The 17,507-nt window shown below is 71.3% G+C and carries 15 protein-coding genes; 3 read left to right on the top strand and 12 right to left on the bottom strand.

All coding sequences use genetic code 11. The features are described 5' to 3' along the window. The 4 genes from V7Q31_RS13615 to V7Q31_RS13600 all read right to left on the bottom strand — a co-directional run. A partial coding sequence (locus V7Q31_RS13615; RefSeq protein WP_333834410.1) for a peptide ABC transporter substrate-binding protein occupies positions 1 to 1,130 on the bottom strand: 1,130 nt, incomplete at its 3' end. A gap of 114 nt (positions 1,131 to 1,244) precedes the next feature. Next, on the bottom strand, positions 1,245 to 1,862 hold the full coding sequence (locus tag V7Q31_RS13610) for a hypothetical protein (protein ID WP_333834409.1): 618 nt from the start codon (positions 1,860 to 1,862) through the stop codon (positions 1,245 to 1,247). Continuing rightward, positions 1,859 to 3,247, bottom strand: coding sequence for a uracil-xanthine permease family protein (locus tag V7Q31_RS13605; RefSeq protein ID WP_333834408.1), 1,389 nt, complete (start codon positions 3,245 to 3,247; stop codon positions 1,859 to 1,861). The genes V7Q31_RS13610 and V7Q31_RS13605 overlap by 4 nt, the downstream gene beginning before the upstream one ends. A 114-nt stretch (positions 3,248 to 3,361) precedes the next feature. Continuing rightward, positions 3,362 to 4,054, bottom strand: a complete 693-nt coding sequence (locus tag V7Q31_RS13600) for a Crp/Fnr family transcriptional regulator (protein WP_333834407.1) — start codon at positions 4,052 to 4,054, stop codon at positions 3,362 to 3,364. A 413-nt stretch (positions 4,055 to 4,467) separates the two neighbouring features. Between V7Q31_RS13600 and nrfH the strand changes: the two genes are divergently transcribed. The 3 genes from nrfH to V7Q31_RS13585 all read left to right on the top strand — a co-directional run bounded on the left by nrfH (position 4,468) and on the right by V7Q31_RS13585 (position 8,330). Beyond that, complete coding sequence (gene nrfH, locus V7Q31_RS13595; RefSeq protein ID WP_333834406.1) at positions 4,468 to 4,998, top strand: cytochrome c nitrite reductase small subunit; 531 nt, start codon at positions 4,468 to 4,470, stop codon at positions 4,996 to 4,998. A 67-nt stretch (positions 4,999 to 5,065) separates the two neighbouring features. Then, positions 5,066 to 6,760, top strand: coding sequence for an ammonia-forming cytochrome c nitrite reductase subunit c552 (locus V7Q31_RS13590; RefSeq protein ID WP_333834405.1), 1,695 nt, complete (start codon positions 5,066 to 5,068; stop codon positions 6,758 to 6,760). 154 nt (positions 6,761 to 6,914) lie between these two features. Beyond that, positions 6,915 to 8,330 (top strand): dihydrolipoyl dehydrogenase, encoded by a 1,416-nt coding sequence (locus tag V7Q31_RS13585; RefSeq protein WP_333834404.1) that lies wholly within the window; start codon positions 6,915 to 6,917, stop codon positions 8,328 to 8,330. Between the two features lie 46 nt (positions 8,331 to 8,376). Here the strand turns inward: V7Q31_RS13585 and lpxC are convergent, their stop codons facing one another. The 8 genes from lpxC to murC form a co-directional block, all read right to left on the bottom strand. Continuing rightward, entirely contained in the window at positions 8,377 to 9,282 is a 906-nt protein-coding gene (gene lpxC, locus V7Q31_RS13580) for a UDP-3-O-acyl-N-acetylglucosamine deacetylase (RefSeq protein WP_333834403.1), read from the bottom strand. A gap of 170 nt (positions 9,283 to 9,452) precedes the next feature. Continuing rightward, entirely contained in the window at positions 9,453 to 11,090 is a 1,638-nt protein-coding gene (ftsZ, locus tag V7Q31_RS13575; RefSeq protein ID WP_333834402.1) for a cell division protein FtsZ, read from the bottom strand. Positions 11,091 to 11,225: 135 nt separating this feature from the next. Next, complete coding sequence (gene ftsA / locus V7Q31_RS13570) at positions 11,226 to 12,593, bottom strand: cell division protein FtsA (protein WP_333834401.1); 1,368 nt, start codon at positions 12,591 to 12,593, stop codon at positions 11,226 to 11,228. After that, the gene (locus V7Q31_RS13565) at positions 12,590 to 13,501 is read right to left on the bottom strand and encodes a cell division protein FtsQ/DivIB (protein ID WP_333834400.1); all 912 of its coding nucleotides are present in this window, start codon (positions 13,499 to 13,501) and stop codon (positions 12,590 to 12,592) included. Before V7Q31_RS13565 ends, ftsA begins: the two co-directional genes overlap by 4 nt. Continuing rightward, positions 13,489 to 14,403 (bottom strand): D-alanine--D-alanine ligase, encoded by a 915-nt coding sequence (locus V7Q31_RS13560; protein ID WP_333834399.1) that lies wholly within the window; start codon positions 14,401 to 14,403, stop codon positions 13,489 to 13,491. Before V7Q31_RS13560 ends, V7Q31_RS13565 begins: the two co-directional genes overlap by 13 nt. A gap of 56 nt (positions 14,404 to 14,459) precedes the next feature. Next, positions 14,460 to 15,446 (bottom strand): UDP-N-acetylmuramate dehydrogenase, encoded by a 987-nt coding sequence (gene murB, locus V7Q31_RS13555; RefSeq protein WP_333834398.1) that lies wholly within the window; start codon positions 15,444 to 15,446, stop codon positions 14,460 to 14,462. After that, a complete protein-coding gene (locus V7Q31_RS13550; protein ID WP_333834397.1) occupies positions 15,443 to 16,108 on the bottom strand; it encodes a glutathione S-transferase family protein in 666 nt (221 codons plus the stop codon). Before V7Q31_RS13550 ends, murB begins: the two co-directional genes overlap by 4 nt. Beyond that, positions 16,105 to 17,507: UDP-N-acetylmuramate--L-alanine ligase (murC, locus tag V7Q31_RS13545; RefSeq protein WP_333834396.1), on the bottom strand; the 1,403-nt coding region annotated here is incomplete at its 5' end. The genes V7Q31_RS13550 and murC, both read right to left, overlap by 4 nt.

The raw sequence follows: 17,507 nt of genomic DNA, 5'->3' as shown, positions 1-17,507 counted from the left end.
GCGTTGGCGCCCGCGATGTCCTGCGTCTTGCAGGCGTCATTCGCGGTCGAGGCGTAGATTTCCGGCCCGGGCAACACGTTGCAGGTCGGAAGGCCGGTCGGCCCATAGCCGATCTCGGTCAGGAGCACCGGGTCGAGCGCCATCGACAGCGCCTTGCGGACGTTGAAGTCGCTCAGGATCGGATGCGCGTTCGAGCCGTCCGCCTTGAACACCGACCGCTCGTCGGGCCCGAGCGCGCTGTCGGGATTCGTGAAGTTGACGAGAATGCGCTCGACCGACGTCGCGAAGGCGACGACGACCTTGCCCTTGCCCGCAGCCTCCATCTGCTGAAGGATTTCGGGCTGGATCTGGAGGTTCCACGCATAGTCGAACTCGCCGGTCTCGAGCACCGAGCGCGCCGCGCTCGCCGCGTCGCCGCCGCCCTTGAACAGCACGGTCGCGAAGGCCGGTTTGGACGGGTCGCGATAGTTCGGGTTGGCCTCCAGCGTGATCACGTCGTTGGCGCGGAACTCGGTCACCTTGAACGGGCCGGTGCCGATGGGGTTGAAGTTCTGCTGCGTGCATTCCGGCGCCTTGGCGCCCATGCAGTCGGCGAACTGCGCCGCCTGGAGGATGGGAGATTCCGAGCCGACGAGGGCGGTGTAGGGGAAGGGCTTGGGCTCGGAGAACGTGATCTTCAGCGTGACGTCATCCAACGCCTCCATGTTCGCCACGCCCTCGAAATAGCTCGCCTGGGCGCAGCCGCCTTCGGGATGCGTGCAGTATTTCCAGGTGAACACCGCGTCATTGGCGGTCAGCGGCGTCCCGTCCGACCACAGAACCCCCGGCTTGAGCTTCCAGGTGATCGAGGTCAGATCGGGCGACACGCCGCCATTGTCGGTGGTCGGGATCTCGACGGCCAGCATCGGCACGATGGCGCCTTCATTGTCGTAGCGGGCGAGCGGCTCGATCACCATCGAGGCCGCTTCGACTTCCTTGGTCCCGCCCGAGAGGAACGGGTTCATCGTCGAGGGCGCCTGCCAGTAGATGATGTTGAGCTGGCCGTCCGCGCCGCGCTCGGCCTGCGCCGCGGGCGCCGCGAGCGCCGCCGCGCAGGCCGTCGCCGCGAGGATGCGTCGAAGATGGGTCATCGGTCTTTCCCTGTCGGTTTGGGGTGCTCTCTCTGGAGCTACTGTCGCGACTGTAGCCGCGCACGCGGAAGGCGAAAGTGGGAAATTGCGCCCCCGCGGCTTCAATCGCACGCCTTAGCGCCCGAAATAGGCCTCGGCGCCCAGAAACCGCGCAAGCCGCGCCGCCTCGGCCCAGCCGCGCTCGTCGGGCCGGGCGCCGACCATCACCACCGCGTCCCGCGGCAGCGCGCGCGGGTCGAGCAGCGCGCCGACCGCCGCCGCTCCCGCCTTGGGCGAGGCGCCCGCGCGCGGCGCCGCGCCCGCCGCGTCGAACGGCGCTCCAGAAGCCAATGTCGGACGCACCGCGTCCGCATCCTCGACCATCAGCAGCCGCTGCGCCCGCACGATGGCGCCGAGCTTCGCCGCCGCGGCCTCCGCGATCCCCGCCTGCGCCGCCGCGCGCAGCACCCGCAGCCCCACCGCCTCGGCGGTGAACAGGAACGCCACGACGTCCCGCCCCGAGCCGAGCAGGATCGAGGCGTAGGCCGGATAGGCGAGCCCCAGCTCCTGCGCCCGCCTCACCCGCCGCCGCAGCACCTCGATGGGCAGGCGCGGCAGCAGCTCCGCCCGCGCCGCCTTCCAGCAATGCGCCCGCCAGCTGCGCCCGGGATCGAGCGGCGGCCCCTCATTGTGCCCGATCATGGGCACGGGATCGCCCGGCAGCCGCGACCACGCGCTCAGCGCGCCGGTCATTTCGAGCCCTTCATGCCGCCCGAGATCTCCTCGGTCTGGTCCTCGCCGAGCGGATCGGGCAGGATCAGGTTGAGCGCGACGGCGAGGAAGGCCGCCGGCAGCAGCCCCGAAGTCATCAGCACCCGCGCCGTCTCCGGCAGATGCTGCACCGCGCCGGGCTCGAGCTGGAGCCCCAGCCCGATCGACAGCGACACCGCGAAGATCACCATGTTGCGCCGGTTCCACTCCACCTCCGACAGCATCGAGACGCCCGCCGCGACAACCATCCCGAACATCACGATCACCCCGCCGCCGAGCACCTGAATGGGCACCGTCGAGATCACCGCCCCAACCTTCGGGATCAGCCCGCACAGGATCAGGAACACGGCGCCGAAGCTCACCACATGCCGGCTCATCACCCCGGTCATCGCGATCAGTCCGACATTCTGGCTGAATGAGGTGTTGGGCAGCGCGCCGAACACGCCCGCGACCGCCGTCCCGAGCCCGTCGGCGAAGGTCGCGCCCTCGATCTCCTTCGTCGTCGCCTCGCGCCCCGCGCCGCCCTTGCAGATGCCCGACACGTCGCCGACCGTCTCGATGGCCGAGATCACGCCCATCAGACAGAAGCCGATGATCGCCGCCGCGTTGAACTCGACGCCGAAATGGAACGGGTTGGGCAGCATGAACCACCCGGCCCGCCCGACATTGGCGAAGCTGACCATCCCCAGCGCGAAGGCCACCGCATAGCCCGCCAGCAGCCCGATGAGGATCGCCGCGATCGACCACATGCCATGCGTGAAGAACTTCAGCCCCAGCGTCACGACGACGACGACCAGCGCCACCGACCAGTTCTGAAGGCTGCCATATTCCGGCGTCCCGATCGCCGGGACGCCTCCGGCGGCGTACTGGATGCCGACTTTCACAAGCGCGAGCCCGATCATCACGACGACGAGCCCGGTCACCAGCGGCGGCAGCGCGTAGCGGATGCGCCCGATCACAAGGCCCAAGCTCGCATGAAACAACCCGCCGACGATCACGCCGCCCATCAGCGCCGCCATCGCCTCGACGCCCTTGCCCGCCGCCAGCGGGATCATGATCGGCAGGAAGGCGAAGCTCGTGCCCTGCACGATGGGCAGCCGCGCCCCCACCGGCCCCATCCCGACCGTCTGGATCAGCGTGGCGAGGCCCGCGAACAGCATCGACATCTGGATCATGTAGATCAGGTCGATGACGCCCGGCGTGCCGAAGCCGAACCCCGCCGCGCCGGCGATGATGATCGCGGGCGTGACGTTGCTGACGAACATCGCCAGCACGTGCTGCACGCCGAGCGGGATCGCCTTGGCGATGGGCGGCGTGTAATTCGGGTCGCGCAGCTGCGCCTCGGTTCCCAGCCCCGTCATCTGCATCGCGCGCGCCCCTGTCCCGATGATCCTGCGCTCATCGCGCGGGCGCCCGGCGCGCATGTCAAGCGGAGGATGATCCGCAGACGGTCGGAATTCGGCGCGATGGGCGGAAAATCGTCAGTCGCCCGCGCGACCGCCCCCTGCATAGGCGCGCAGCGCTGCGGGATCGGCGATCTCCGCCTCCGACCCGTCCACCGCCACGCCGCGCCGCCGCAACTGGCCGAAAGCGCGCGACAGGCTCTGCGGCGACATCCCCAGCCGCGCCGCGATCAGGCCTTTCTCATAGGGCAGCCCCACGGTCTGCGGGCCTTCCCCCGCTCCGCACAGCGCCAGCAGGAAGGAGGCGACGCGCTGCGGCGCGTCCTGCGCCTTGAGCTGCTCGATCTGCGTCACCAGCGAATGCAGGTGGCGATAGGAGGCCGCGATCATCGCGCGCGCGATGGCGGGGTCGGCTTCGAGCATCTCGCGTAGAACCGGGCCCCTCAGTTGCAGCACCGCCGCGTCCGACGCCGCCGCCGCCGAGACGGGGTAGGGCTGAGGGTCGAAGGCCGGCGCTTCCGCGAAGCTCTGTCCGCGGCTGAACACATGCACCACCGCCTCCTCGCCGGAGGCCGTGACGCGGTAAAGCTTGATCCAACCCTCCAGCACCACGAAGGCGCTGTCGGCAGGCTGGTTCTGCGCGAACAGCGCCTCGCCGCGCACGAGCCGCCGCACCGAGGACCGCGCGATCAGCCCGCGCGCCGCCGCCTCGGGGACCGCCGACAACAGCGGAGACTTCAACGCGATCTCGAGCTGTGCGGCGGTCGGCATTGCGGTCTCCCTGACGAACCCATTTCACATCGACCACGACGCCTTTCGTCGCCACCCCGAAACGCTGCGACAAGTCGCCCGCATGATCTTTATCAAATGTGAAAGCGGACCCTGGCGGATTACGGCAACAATGGGGCGCAATTGCGTCCTCAAACGGATACGCTCGCTTTGCCCGGTCGCCGCGCCCTCGTCCGACATCGCCCCGCGCCCCGAGACGCGGCTCTCCAGACGCGCGCGCCTCTCTTGGCTATCGCCGCCCAGACGCGTTGCAAGGATCAATCGAAGCATCCACGGTTGTCCTTTTATTCCTTTAACAACATGGACTTGGACGCAAGTTTGGGGTCGCCTGACCCGGCGAACCGCATATCCGAGCAAAGCCTTGCAAGTCTTCGCGCCAACCAGGAGAATCGACCGTGACCGACCCAGACGGCGCCAGGACGCCCGCCCCAGCCGCGCCGAAGGTGGACCGCTCCACCACCCGCCTCGCGCTCGCCGTCGCCGCTATGGTCGGCATATTCGGCGGCGTCGGCCTGTTCACCTTCGGCTACGCAGACGGCGCCTCCTATCTCGTGGACAGCCCCGAGGCCTGCGCGAACTGCCACGTGATGCAGGGCCATTACGACAGCTGGGCGAAGTCGAGCCACAAGAACGTGGCGACCTGCAACGACTGCCACCTCAAGCACGATTTCATCGGCAAGTGGATCACCAAGGCCGACAACGGCACCTTCCACGCGCTGGCCTTCACCACCGGCGACTATCCGCGCCCCATCCAGATCAAGGCGCGCAACCGCGCCGTGACGCAGGAGGCCTGCCTGCACTGCCATCAGGACTACGTGCAGAACATGCTGCCCACCCGCGCCGGTGGCGACATGCTCACCTGCGCGAAATGCCATGGCGACGTCGGCCATTCGCAGCGGCGCATGGGGCTGACGCAGCGCCCCTGAACCCCGATCCCCAGCGGCGGGGACCGTCCCGCCTCAACTCGCCAGAGGAGCCCGAGAGGTCCAAGCCATGTCCAGCCAAGAACCGAATTCCGGAAACCCGACTCGCAAGCGCCTCCTGACGACGACTTTCGTCGTGGCGGCGCTCGGCGCCGCCGGCGTCGCGTGGCTCCTGACGAACATCATGGATCGCAAGCAGGAAGCCCGGAATCCGACCGTCCGGGTCGCCGAGCTGACCGAGATCAGCGTCGATCCCAAGCCCTGGGGCCTGAACTGGCCGCACCATTACGACGGCTACCTCGCGACCGCGGGCGACGAGTTCTACGGCGGCGCCGAGGCGATGCCGGAGAGCAAACTCGACCACCAGCCCTGGCTGCGCCGCCTCTACGCCGGCTACGCCTTCAGCATCGACTATCGCGAGGCGCGCGGCCACGCCTACATGCTCTACGATCAGGGCGTGACGGAGCGCATCACCCAGAAGCCGCAGGCCGGCGCCTGCATGCACTGCCACGCCTCGACAACGGTGCTCTGGCGCAAGGCGGGTCTGGAGGCGATGGGCCAGCCGGCCGACGACGAAGCGCTGGCCGCCGACTTCAACATGCCCGCGGTGATCCGCGGCTTTCAGGAGCTGAGCCGCAAGCCCTATCAGGAAGTGCTCGCGATGCTCTACTCCGTGCCCGACGGCACGCCGGAGGACAACGAGACGGTCTTCCCGGCGCCCCCTGTCGGCGGCTTCACCGGAGAGTTCGCCGGCAAGAAGCTGCCCGAGGGCCATGTGCTGGAAGGCAACGTCCACCCGGTCACCTGCATCGACTGCCACAACCCGACGACGATGGAGCTGCGCGTCACCCGCCCGGGCCTCGTGCTCGGCCTGCAGGCCCTCGCGACCAGCGACGAGCCGGTGCCGCATCTGCCCAGCATCGAGCGCTGGCGCCGCGGCTCGCAGAATACTCCGTACGACGTCAACAAGATGGCGAGCCAGAACGAGATGCGCTCGTATGTCTGCGCCCAGTGCCACGTCGAATACTATTGCGCGACCAGCGACGTGCTCGAATTCCCATGGGGTCAGGGCCTCAAGCACGACCAGCTCGAAGCGCACTGGGCCGCAAAGACCTTCCCGGACGGCACGGCGTTCTTCGACTACAAGCATGGCGAGACGGGCGCGAAGGTGTTCAAGGCCCAGCATCCGGAGTTCGAGCTCTGGAGTCAGGGCGTCCACGCCCAGAACGGCGTGAGCTGCTCGGACTGCCACATGCCCTATCAGACCAAGGGCGGGACCAAGTTGAGCGACCATCGCGTCGACAGCCCGCTCAACAACATCAACAACGCCTGCCTGACCTGCCACAACTCCTCGGAATCCGAGCTGCTGGCCCGCGTGAACACGATCCAGCAGACAACGGTGGACATGCGCGAACGCGCGGGCGCTGCGGTCACCGAGATGTTCGACGCGATCATGCAGGCCAAGGCCGCCGGCGCGACCGACGAGCAACTCGCCCCGATCTTCGAGCTGCAGAGCAAGGCGATGTGGCGCGTGGACTACATCAGCTCCGAGAACTCCAAGGGCTTCCACGCCCCGCAGGAGGCGATGCGCGCGCTCGGCGAGGCGCTGGACTACAGCCGCAAGGCGCAGGCCGCCGCCATGCTGCTCTGGGCGCCCGAGCCCCCGAGCACCGAGGGTCTGCCGACCGAGCCGATCCAGGGCGTGACCCCGCGCGCCGATGCGGGCGAGGCCCCGGGCGGCGTGCGCACCGCCGCAGCGGACTGACGAGCAGCCGACTGACAGGCCGGCGCCCCGCGCGGGGCGCCGCCCCCCGACGAGACCTTCACGGCCCTGCGCGCCCCGCGCGGGGCCGTGTCGCATTGTCCCTGCGCGCGCGGCGGCGCACCCAAGCGGCGACTGTGCGAAGGGGGAAAGACTCATGGTCGAGAAAGTCGAGGTCGCCATCGTGGGCGCCGGGTCCGCCGGGCTGTTCGCCCTGCGCCAGGTCCGCGACGTGACGCAGGATTTCGTCCTGATCGACGCCGGCGACTGGGGCACCACCTGCGCCGCGCGCGGCTGCATGCCCTCCAAGGCGCTGATCGAATCCGCCAACGTCCTGCACCGCGCCCGCAGCGCCGCCGCCCTCGGCCTAACGGGCGGCGAAGGCGTCGCCGCCGACATCCCCGCCGTCCTCGCCCGCGTCCGGCGCCTGCGCGACGGCTTCGTCAAGGGCCCGCAGGCGACCAGCGCCAAGCTTGGCGACCGCGCCATCTCGGGCCGCGCCCGCCTGCTCGGCCCCGACCGGCTGCAAGTCGGCGACCGCATGATCGAGGCTGAACGCATCATCCTCGCCACCGGCAGCCGCCCGATCGTCCCGGCCGACTGGGCGCGCTTCGGCGACCGCGTCTTCACTTCCGACGACATCTTCGAACTGCCCGACCTGCCTCGCCGCGTCGCCGTTATCGGCATGGGCGCCATCGGGCTGGAACTGGCGCAGGCGATGTCGCGCCTCGGCGTCAAGGTCGCGGGCTTCGACGCCGCGCAGACGATGGGCGGCGTCAGCGACCCCGTCGTGCTGGAGGCCCTGCGCGCCGCCATCGCGCGCGAATTCCCCGTCCATCTCGGCGGCCCCGCCGAGATCGCCGAGGAGGGAAGCGCCCTGCGCGTGACGGGCGCGGGCGGCGACGTCCTCGCCGACGCCGTGCTCGCCGCCATCGGGCGACGTCCGAATGTGGACGACATCGGCCTCGAGACGCTCGGCGTCCCGCTGAACAAGGCCGGCCTGCCCGCCCTCGAGCCCACCGGCCTGCGCATCGAAGGGACCAATGTCTGGCTCGCCGGCGACGCCAACGGCCATCTGCCGCTGATGCACGAGGCCGCTGACGAGGGCTTCATCGCCGGGCGCAACGCCGTGTCGGACGCGGCCGTCCCGTTCTGTCGCCGCCCCGAGATCGCCATCGTGTTCTGCGCGCCGCAGGTGGCCCGCGTCGGCGACCGCTTCGCCGATCTCGACCCCGATGCGATCGTGGTCGGCGCGGTGGATTTCGGTCGGCAGGGCCGCGCCCGCACCGCCGACAAGGCCGAGGGCGTGCTGCGCGTCTACGCCGACCGCGCCACCGGGCGCCTGCTCGGCGCCGAAATGTGCGCCCCCGCGGCCGAGCACCTCGCCCATCTGCTGGCGCTGGCGCTCACCCGCGAGCTGACGCTCAGCGACATTCTCGCCATGCCCTTCTATCATCCGGTCTTCGAGGAGGGCCTGCGCAGCGCCCTGCGCGAGGCCGCCGCCGCGACCGGCCATCCGCGCCGCGACGAGCTTTGCAGCTGCCCCCCCAGCGGCTGCGAGGCGCTCGACTGAGGCGGGCCGGCGTCGTGCGGCGCCCGCGCCGGGCGCCGCTGTCGCCTTATTCGGCGGCGATCCGCAGAGCGTCCGACGACGCGTCGTCGCAAGCCTCGGGCGCGTCCACCCACGCCCAGGCCGCCGCATCGGAGAACAGCGCGCGCAGCAGCAGATTGGTCACCTCGTGCCCGGCCCGCGCGCCCTCGTAGCGACCGAGGATCGGCGCGCCGGCCAGCGCGAGATCGCCCACCGCGTCGAGCATCTTGTGGCGCACGAACTCGTCGGAGCGCCGCAGACCCTCCGGGTTCAGCACCCGGTCGCCATCGACCACGATGGCGTTGTGCAGCCCGCCGCCGAGCGCGAGACCCATCCTGCGCAGCTGCTCGATCTCGGCGAGCCGCCCGAAGGTCCGGCAATCGGCGAGCTCGCGCGCGAAGCTGTCGCCGTCGACGACGAGGTCGCCCGATTGCGCGCCGATGGCGGCGTCTGCGAAGTCGATCGCGAAACCGATCTCGAAGCGGTCGGAAGGCGACAGCGACGCCGTCGCATCGCCCCGCCGCACCGACACCGGGCGCAGCACGCGGATCGCACGGCGCGGCGCGCCCTGCGCTGCGAGGCCGACGCTGCGGATCGCGCGCAGAAAGGGCGCGGCGCTGCCGTCCATGATCGGAATTTCCGGCCCGTCGATGTCGATCAGCGCGTTGTCGACGCCCGAAGCGGCGAGCGCGGCCATCAGATGCTCGATGGTGGAGACGCTCACGCCCTCGGCGTTGGAGATCGTTGTGTTGAGCCGCGTGTCGCTCACCCGGTCCCAGCGCGCGGGAACGCGTTGGTCGCGGTCGGCGACGTCGATCCGGCAGAAGACGATCCCGGCGTCAGCCGGCGCCGGACGCAGGGTCAGGCGCGCCGGAGCGCCGCCGTGAAGGCCGACGCCGGACAGGCCGACCGATCGTGCGAGAGTGCGCTGCATGGTGAAACCGCCTCGAAGTTTTTGTTTATGCTCGCACGCTAACGGCGGGCGCCGCATCGCACAAATCAAGGATTGTTACCGGCTGAAACAAAGCGGGGCGGCGAACGTCTTGGAATCAAAAGCGCCGCCTCCGGGCGGAGGCGGCGCGAAACGTCAACGCGGCGCGGCTATCAGTTCGCCTGACGGCGCAGGAAGGCGGGGACTTCCATGCGCAGATCCTCCTCGTCGCGCGGGGGAACGTGGTCGGCGCTGCGCTCGCCCGGCCGCTCGGCGGGCCGGCGATAGGGTTCGCGGCCCATCGCTTCGGAGGTGAAGGGGAAGTCCTCCTTCCTCTCCGGGCGCGCGCCGGTCATGCGGTGGATCAGATTGTTGAAGCTCAGCCGCGGCTGCGCCTCGCCCGCCGCCGGACGGGGCTGCTGCCCCGCGGCGGAAGCGACCGAAGCGGGCGCCGCCGCGACGGGCGCCGCGCCGCTCGCCACAGCGCGCTCCGCGCGCTCGGCGGCGAGGAAGGGGTGCTCGCGCGCGGGCTCGGCGGGCGCCGGGCGCGGCGGGGCCGCCGCGAGCGACCCGTCGTCGAGGTCGAACAGCGCATCCTCGCCGAACGGATCGGCGCGGCGCGACGGCGCGGCGACCGGCGCCGGCTCGGCGGCGACCACCCGCGGCGCCGGCGCCGGCGCGGGGGCCTGCGCGGGCGCCTGCGCGGGTTCGACGGCCCGATGCGCCGTCGCCGGCTGGAGCGCCGGCCGCGGCGACATCTGCGGCGCAGGCTGCGCCGGCTGGGCGTCGACGAGGCGCGGACGGTGCGTCTGGTGGTCGGCATGCGGCGTCGCGACCTGCTGATGCAGCGCCTCGATGCCCGTGGCCACCACCGACACGCGCATCTTGCCGCCCATGTCGGGGTCGAGCGTGCTGCCGACGATGATGTTCGCCTCCGGATCGACTTCGGCGCGGATGCGGTTGGCGGCCTCGTCGAGTTCAAACAGCGTCAGGTCGTAGCCGCCGGTGATGTTGATCAGCACGCCGCGCGCGCCCTTGAGCGACACTTCGTCGAGCAGCGGGTTGGCGATGGCCTTCTCGGCGGCGTCGATGGCGCGGGTGTCGCCCTCGGCCTCGCCGGTGCCCATCATCGCCTTGCCCATCTCGTCCATCACCGCGCGCACGTCGGCGAAGTCGAGGTTGATGAGGCCGGGGCGCACCATCAGGTCGGTGACGCCCTTGACGCCCTGATAGAGCACGTCGTCGGCCATCATGAAGGCTTCGGCGAAGGTCGTGCGCTCGTTGGCGATGCGGAACAGGTTCTGGTTGGGGATCACGATCAGCGTGTCCACCACCTGCTGCAGCTGGTCGATGCCGCCCTCGGCGAGCCGCATCCGCGTCGAGCCTTCGAACTGGAAGGGCTTGGTCACGACGCCGACGGTGAGGATCCCCATCTCGCGCGCCGCGCGCGCGATCACGGGGGCGGCGCCGGTGCCGGTGCCGCCGCCCATGCCGGCGGTGATGAAGCACATGTGGGAGCCGGCGAGATTGTCGACGATCTCCTCGAGGCTCTCCTCGGCGGCCTGCGCGCCGACCTGCGGCTTGGCGCCGGCCCCGAGCCCCTGCGTCACGCCCGAACCGAGCTGCAACTTGCGGGTCGCGGCGCTCTGCGCCAGCGCCTGCGCGTCGGTGTTCGCAACCACGAACTCCGCGCCCTCCAGATGTTTCTCGATCATGTTGTTCACGGCGTTGCCGCCGGCGCCGCCGACGCCGAATACGATGATCCGTGGCCGGAGATCATGCGTCTCCGGCGCCTTCAGATTGAGGGCCATATGTGTTCCGCCTGTTTTCGCCGCACTGCTGCTCGGTCGTCTTTTGGTCGTCGTCTTTTTGGTCGTCGCTTTCCGACGGTCGCTCTCCGGCGACCTTCGCTTGATCGCAAACCCTACACGAACTCCGCACGCCTTTCACCAATTATCCCGAAACCATCGCACGGCCCGGTCGAGCGCCCCTCGCCCGCTCGGGGCGAGCGGGGCGTCGAAATCCCACATTTCGTCCTGCGGCCGCGCCGCCAGCGCGCACAGTCCCACCGCCGTGGCGAAATCGGGGCCCGACGCGTTGGGCGGCAGCCCTGCGAGGCGGATCGGCCGCCCGATCCGCGCGCGCCGCCCGAGGATGCGCTGCGCCGCCTCCTCGAGCCCGGCGAGCTGCGAGGCGCCGCCCGTCAGCACGATGCGACGCCCGGGCAGATGCTCGAAGCCCGCAGCCCGCAGCCGGTCGCGAGCGGTCTCGAGGATCTCCTCCAGCCGCGGCCGGATCACGCCGATCAACATGGCCCGGCTGATGCGCCGGCGGTCGCCGGCGACATATTCGGCCTCGCCGTCCTCGAAGGCGTCGAACTCGCCGAGCCGCGGAGCTTCGATCATCTCGCGGTCGTCGAGGCCGGTCGCCACGGCGCCGCCATGCAACGTCTTGATCCGCTCCGCCGCCGCGCTCGGCATGGCCAGGCCGGTCGCGATGTCGTGGGTGATGTGGTCGCCGCCGACGCGCACGCTGTCTGCGTGGATCAGGTGGCCGCGCAGGAACACCGACAGGCCGGTCGACCCCGCGCCCATGTCGATGCAGGCCGCGCCGAGCTTCTGCTCGTCCTCCACCAGCGCCGACAGGCCGGAGGCGTAAGAGGCGCAGACCACGCCCGCCAGCTCCAGGTCGCAGCGGCGCACGCAGGCGGCGAGGTTGCGCAACGGGGTCGCTGCGACGCTGACCACATGCATGTCGCAGGCGATCCGCTTGCCGCTCATGCCGCGCGGATCGTTGAGCCCGCTCACCCCGTCGAGCGCGAAATTCACCGGCTGGGCGTGCAGCGTCTCGCGCCCCTCCGCCCGCTCGATCCGACAGGAGGTGACGACGCGCGCCACGTCGCGGTCGGCGGCCTCCAAGCCTTCGAGCATCGCGACCGCATGGGCGGCGCCGCTTTCGGGCCGCCCGCCCGACAGTCCGACCACCACCTGATCGACGCGCTCGCCGACCATCTTCTCGGCGAGTTCGAGGGCGGTGCGGATCGCGCGGCACGCTTCCTCCATGTCGGCGATCTCGCCGAGCCGCACCCCGCGAGAGCGCGTCACCCCGGCCCCGACGACGCGCAGCGCGCCCAGCGCGTCGTGCAGCGCGCCGTCCTGATGCGCGCGCTGGAGCCGCTGGGCGTCGACGCGCAGGATCAGACAGCAGGTCTTGGACGAGCCGATGTCGAGCACGCCGATCAACCCGCGCCTCAGCGCCGCCCGGAAGCGCTCGCGCATGGCGCGCATCGGCGCGAGGCTGGCGGTCTGGCTCATGCGTCCTCTCCAGGGCGGGCGGCGGCGCGCCGCAGCTCCAGCGCCTCGGCGGCGGCGGGGCCGAGCCGCAGCGTCGGGCGGTCGGCCAGGCGCAGGTCGAGCGCCCGGATGTCGCGGTCGAGCACCTGCGCCTCCGCCTGAAGCGCCAGCGCCGCGGCGAGCGCGTCGCGCGGGGCGACCGCGGGCAGGCGGATCGTCACGTCGCGGTCGAGCGCCATGTCCCAGCGTCGGTCGCCGACGCGGACGAGCCCGCGCAGCCGCGGGGCCAGCGGCGCGGCCTGCGCGATCAGCGCCAGCCCTTCGGCGGCGGCGCGGTCGGCGCCGGGGCCCAGCAGCAGCGGCAGGTCGGGGCGGTCGGCGCGGCGCGCGACGGGGCCGAGATCGTGCCCCTCGGCGTCGATCACCCGCAACCGTCCGGCGACGCGCCACAGCGCGGCGGGGCGGCGCTCGGTCACGCCGACGCGCAGAAGGCCCGGGGCTTCGAGCGCGATCCGGGCCGCCGCGACGCGGGGAAGCGCCTCGACGCGGGCGCGCAGAGCTGCGGGGTCGAGCGCGAGCGACGACGCGCCCATCGCGTCGCCCAGCGCGTCCCGCACGACCGGGGCGAGCTCGTCCGACGCGCCCTCCACCTCGATCTCGCGCACCTTGAACTGCGGCTGCGAATCGAGAGCCGCGCGCAACTCGGCCGCGCGCTCCGCCAGCGCCGCATGGGTCGCGGGATCGGCGGCGAGACCGACGGCGAACGCGCCCAGCGCCAGCGCCGGCGCCTGCGCGAGTACCGCCCGCCGCACCCAGCGCCGCCGCCACAACCGCGACAGCCGGTAACGCCAGGGGGCCGGCGCAGGGTCGGGCGCCGATCGGCCGGCCCAGCCCGCGCGCGCGCGCAGGCGCCGCGTCAGCGCCCGCATGAGGCGTCCTCCGCGATCCATCGGCACAGGGTGGGAAAGTCGATCCCCACCGCCGCCGCCTGCTCGGGCGCGAGCGAGGTGGGCGTCATGCCCGGCTGGGTGTTGACTTCGAGCAGGACCAGCCCGGCGGCCCCCTTCGCCTCGTCCCAGCGGAAATCGGCGCGCGACAGGCCCCGGCAGCCGAGCGCGCGATGGGCGCGCAGCGCCATCTCGCAGCAGAGCGCGGCGATCTCGTCTGGAATCTCGGCGGGCACGACATGGCGCGACCCCCCGGCGGCGTATTTCGCGTGATAGTCGTACCAGCCCGAGGCCGGCACGATGTCGGTGACGCCGAGCGCGCGGTCGCCGAGCACTGCGACCGTCAGCTCGCGCCCCGGAACGAAAGCCTCGACCAGCAACGTTTCGGGTGCGTCTGGGGCGAGCCTCGCAGGCGCGTTGGCGCCCTCAGGCACGATGATCACGCCGACCGAAGAGCCCTCGTTGTTCGGCTTGACGACATAGGGCGGCGGCATCGGGTGGCCGGCGGCGATCTCGGCGGAGGGGACGAGCCGCCCCGCCGCGACAGGCAGGCCCGCCGCGGCGAAGGCGTCGCGGGCGCGCGCCTTGTCCATGGCCAGCGCCGAAGCGAGCACGCCGGAATGGGTGTAGGGCAGGCCGAGCACTTCGAGCAGGCCCTGCACGCAGCCGTCCTCGCCCCAGCGGCCATGCAGGGCGTTGAAGGCGATGTCGGGCTCGCAGGCGCGCAATTGCTCAGCGAGATCGCGTCCCGCGTGGATCTCGACCGCTTCATAGCCTGCTGCGCGCAGCGCGCGGGCGCACTCCCGACCGGAGACGAGCGACACGTCTCGCTCGGCCGACCAGCCGCCCATCAGCACTGCGACGCGGGGGGCCCTGCTCGACATGCCCGCATCGTCCTCAATCATTTGCCCGCCGGAGTTGATCTCCGGTCGGTCGTAGCTCAGTCGGTCGCGGCCTCGCCGGGACGGCGCAGCCCGATCCGCTTCACCTCCCACTCTAGCTGAAGGTTAAAAGTTTCCAAAACCCTTCGTCGCACGGCTTCGCCGAGATTTTCGATGTCCGCCGCCGTGGCCCCGCCGGTGTTGACGAGGAAGTTTGGATGCATCGGCGAGACCTGCGCGCCGCCGAGCCGCATCCCCCGGCACCCCGCCTCGTCGATCAGCCGCCACGCCTTCAATTCGTGGCTGTCGTCGGGCCCGCCCGTCGAGGAGAAGCCGGCGGGGTTGCGGAAGGTCGAGCCCGCGCTGCGCTCCTTCACCGGCTGAGTCGCGGCGCGCTGCGCCATCAGAGCGTCCATCCGCGCGCGAATCGCCTCCGGCGCGCCCACTTCGCCCTCCAGCGTCGCCTCCAGGAAGATCAGATCGTCCGGCAGTCCGCAGTCGCGATAGGCGAAGGCCATGTCGGCGGGGCGAAGCTCGACCCGGCGGCCTCGCCGGTCGAGGGCGACGGCGCTGCGAAACAGGTCGGCGACATAGCGTCCGTAGCAGCCCGCGTTCATCCGCAAAGCGCCGCCGATCGCGCCCGGCACGCCGCGCAGGAATTCGAACCCCGCGATACCGCGCTCCGCCGCCGCGAGCGCCACGCGCGCGTCGAGAGCGGCGGCGCCGCAGCGCATCGCTGTCGGACCGACGGCCTCGATGCCCGCGAATCCGCGCCCGAGGCGGATGGAAACGCCCGGCAGTCCGCCGTCGCGCACGATCAGGTTCGAGCCAACGCCGAGCGGCGCAACGGGAACGTCCTCGGGAAGGGCGGCGAGAAACGCCGACAGGTCCTCCGCGTCAGCCGGCTGGAACAGGACTTCCGCCGGCCCGCCCACGCGCAGCCAGGTCAGATCGGCGAGCGGGCGCATCGGCGTCAGCGCCCCGCGCGCCGCGGGCGCCCGGCGCAGCAGGGCGGCGCCGTCGAGCGGGTCGGCGCTTGCGCTCACCCCAGCGCCTTCTCGTGCGCCGTCCATTCCTCAAGGCAGCTTCCGGTCGGAACGTCCACCCAGTCCGACCAGCCGGGGCGGTCCGCCATGCGCGACAGCCACGCGGCGACGTTGGCGCCGCTCGCCGCGCCGAAGGGCAGGTTGGCCGCGCGCCGGGCGAAGATCGCCGGCGCGATCTCGCCGAAGGAGAAGGCGTCGCCGCAGAGCCAGTCGCGCCCCGCCAGCGCCGCGTCGAGCAGCGCGACGCGGGCGGCGAGCGTCGCCGCCGCCGGCCGAAGCGCGGCGACGTCCTGCTCGGCGCGCGGCTTGCGCACCGTGGCGAAGAAGATCGGCGCGATGGCCCCGTTGAGCGTTCCGCTCGCCCAGACGGTCCACATGTCGGCGCGCGCGGCGTGGGCGGGGTCGGCGGGCCAGAGCGTCCCCATGCCCCGCGTGCGCGCCAGATGCCGCAGGATCGCATCCGATTCGAACAGCGTCAGCGCGCCGTCCTGCAGCGCGGGCACCAGCGCGTTGGGGTTCATTGCGCGATAGGCGGCGTCGTCCACGCCGCCGAACTGGCCGCCGACGACGCGCCGCTCGAAGGGGAGGCCGAGTTCGGCGAGCGCCCAGAGGACTTTCTGCACATTGGCCGAGCTGCGCCGGCCCCAGAGGATCAGACTCACGCCGCCTCTCCCTTCCGCGACAGCGCCTCGGGCAGCGCGTTGGCCCAACCGCTGATAGCCCCGGCGCCGAGGCACACCACCATGTCGCCGGGCTTCGCCTCCGCCGCGACGAGTTCCGCCAGCGCCTCAGGCCCGTCGCCCACCGCGCGCACGTTGCGGTGGCCGTGGCCGCGCAAGCCGCCCACCAGCGCGTCGCGGCTGACGCCGGGGATCGGCGGCTCGCCCGCCGCGTAGACGTCGGAGATCGCCACAAGATCGGCGTCGTTGAAGCAGGCGCAGAAGGCGTCGAACAGGTCGTGCAGCCGTGAATAGCGGTGCGGCTGATGCACAGCGATCAGCCGCCCGGAGGTCGCGGCGCGCGCCGCCTTGAGCACGGCGGCGATCTCGACCGGGTGGTGGCCGTAATCGTCGATGATCGCCACCCCGTTCCAGTCGCCGACGCGGGTGAAGCGGCGCTTGACGCCCTTGAACCCCGCCAGCGCCCGCCGGATCGCCGCGTCGCCGATCTTGAGTTCGCGCGCGACCGCGATGGCGGCCAGCGCGTTCGAGACGTTGTGCTCGCCCGGCATCGGCAGGACCAGACCCTCCAACCGGTCCTCGCCGTCCTTTCGGCGGGCGACCACGTCGAAGCGGCCCGAGCCGTTCTCCCAGACGAGGTTCTCGGCCCGGATGTCGGCCTGGCGCGAGAAGCCGTAGGTCACCACCCGGCGGTCGTCGATCTTGCCGATCAGCGCCTGCACTTCGGGGTGGTCGATGCAGCAGACCGCCAGCCCGTAGAATGGAATGTTGGAGGCGAAGGTCAGGAAGGCGTCGCGCACCCCGTCGAAATCGCCGTAATGGTCGAGATGCTCGGGGTCGATGTTGGTCACGACGGCGATGGTGGCGGGCAGCTTGACGAAGGTGCCGTCGCTCTCGTCGGCCTCGACCACCATCCAGTCGCCCGCCCCGATCCGCGCGTTCGAGCCGTAGGCCTGAATGATCCCGCCATTGACGACGGTGGGGTCGATCCCCCCGCCGTCGAGCAGCGCCGCGACCATCGAGGTCGTGGTCGTCTTGCCATGCGTGCCGGCCACCGCGACGTTCTGCTTCAGCCGCATGAGTTCGGCCAGCATCTCGGCGCGGCGCACGACGGGCAGCGCGGCGGCGCGGGCGGCGTCGAGTTCGGGATTGCCCGGCTTGATCGCCGAGGAGATCACCACGACTTTCGCCGCGCCGATGTTCGCGGCCTTCTGGCCGATGAAGATCTCCGCGCCCATGCCGCGCAGACGCTCGGTGATCGGGCTCTCCTTCAGGTCCGAGCCCTGCACCTGATAGCCGAGCGTCAGCAGCACTTCGGCGATGCCCGACATGCCGATGCCGCCGATCCCGACGAAATGCAGCACGCCGATGTCGAGCGGCA

Origin of the sequence: Rubrimonas sp. (genome assembly GCF_036788415.1) — a bacterium.
Classification (GTDB): domain Bacteria; phylum Pseudomonadota; class Alphaproteobacteria; order Rhodobacterales; family Rhodobacteraceae; genus Rubrimonas.
This window is presented reverse-complemented; position numbering and strand designations above follow the sequence as displayed.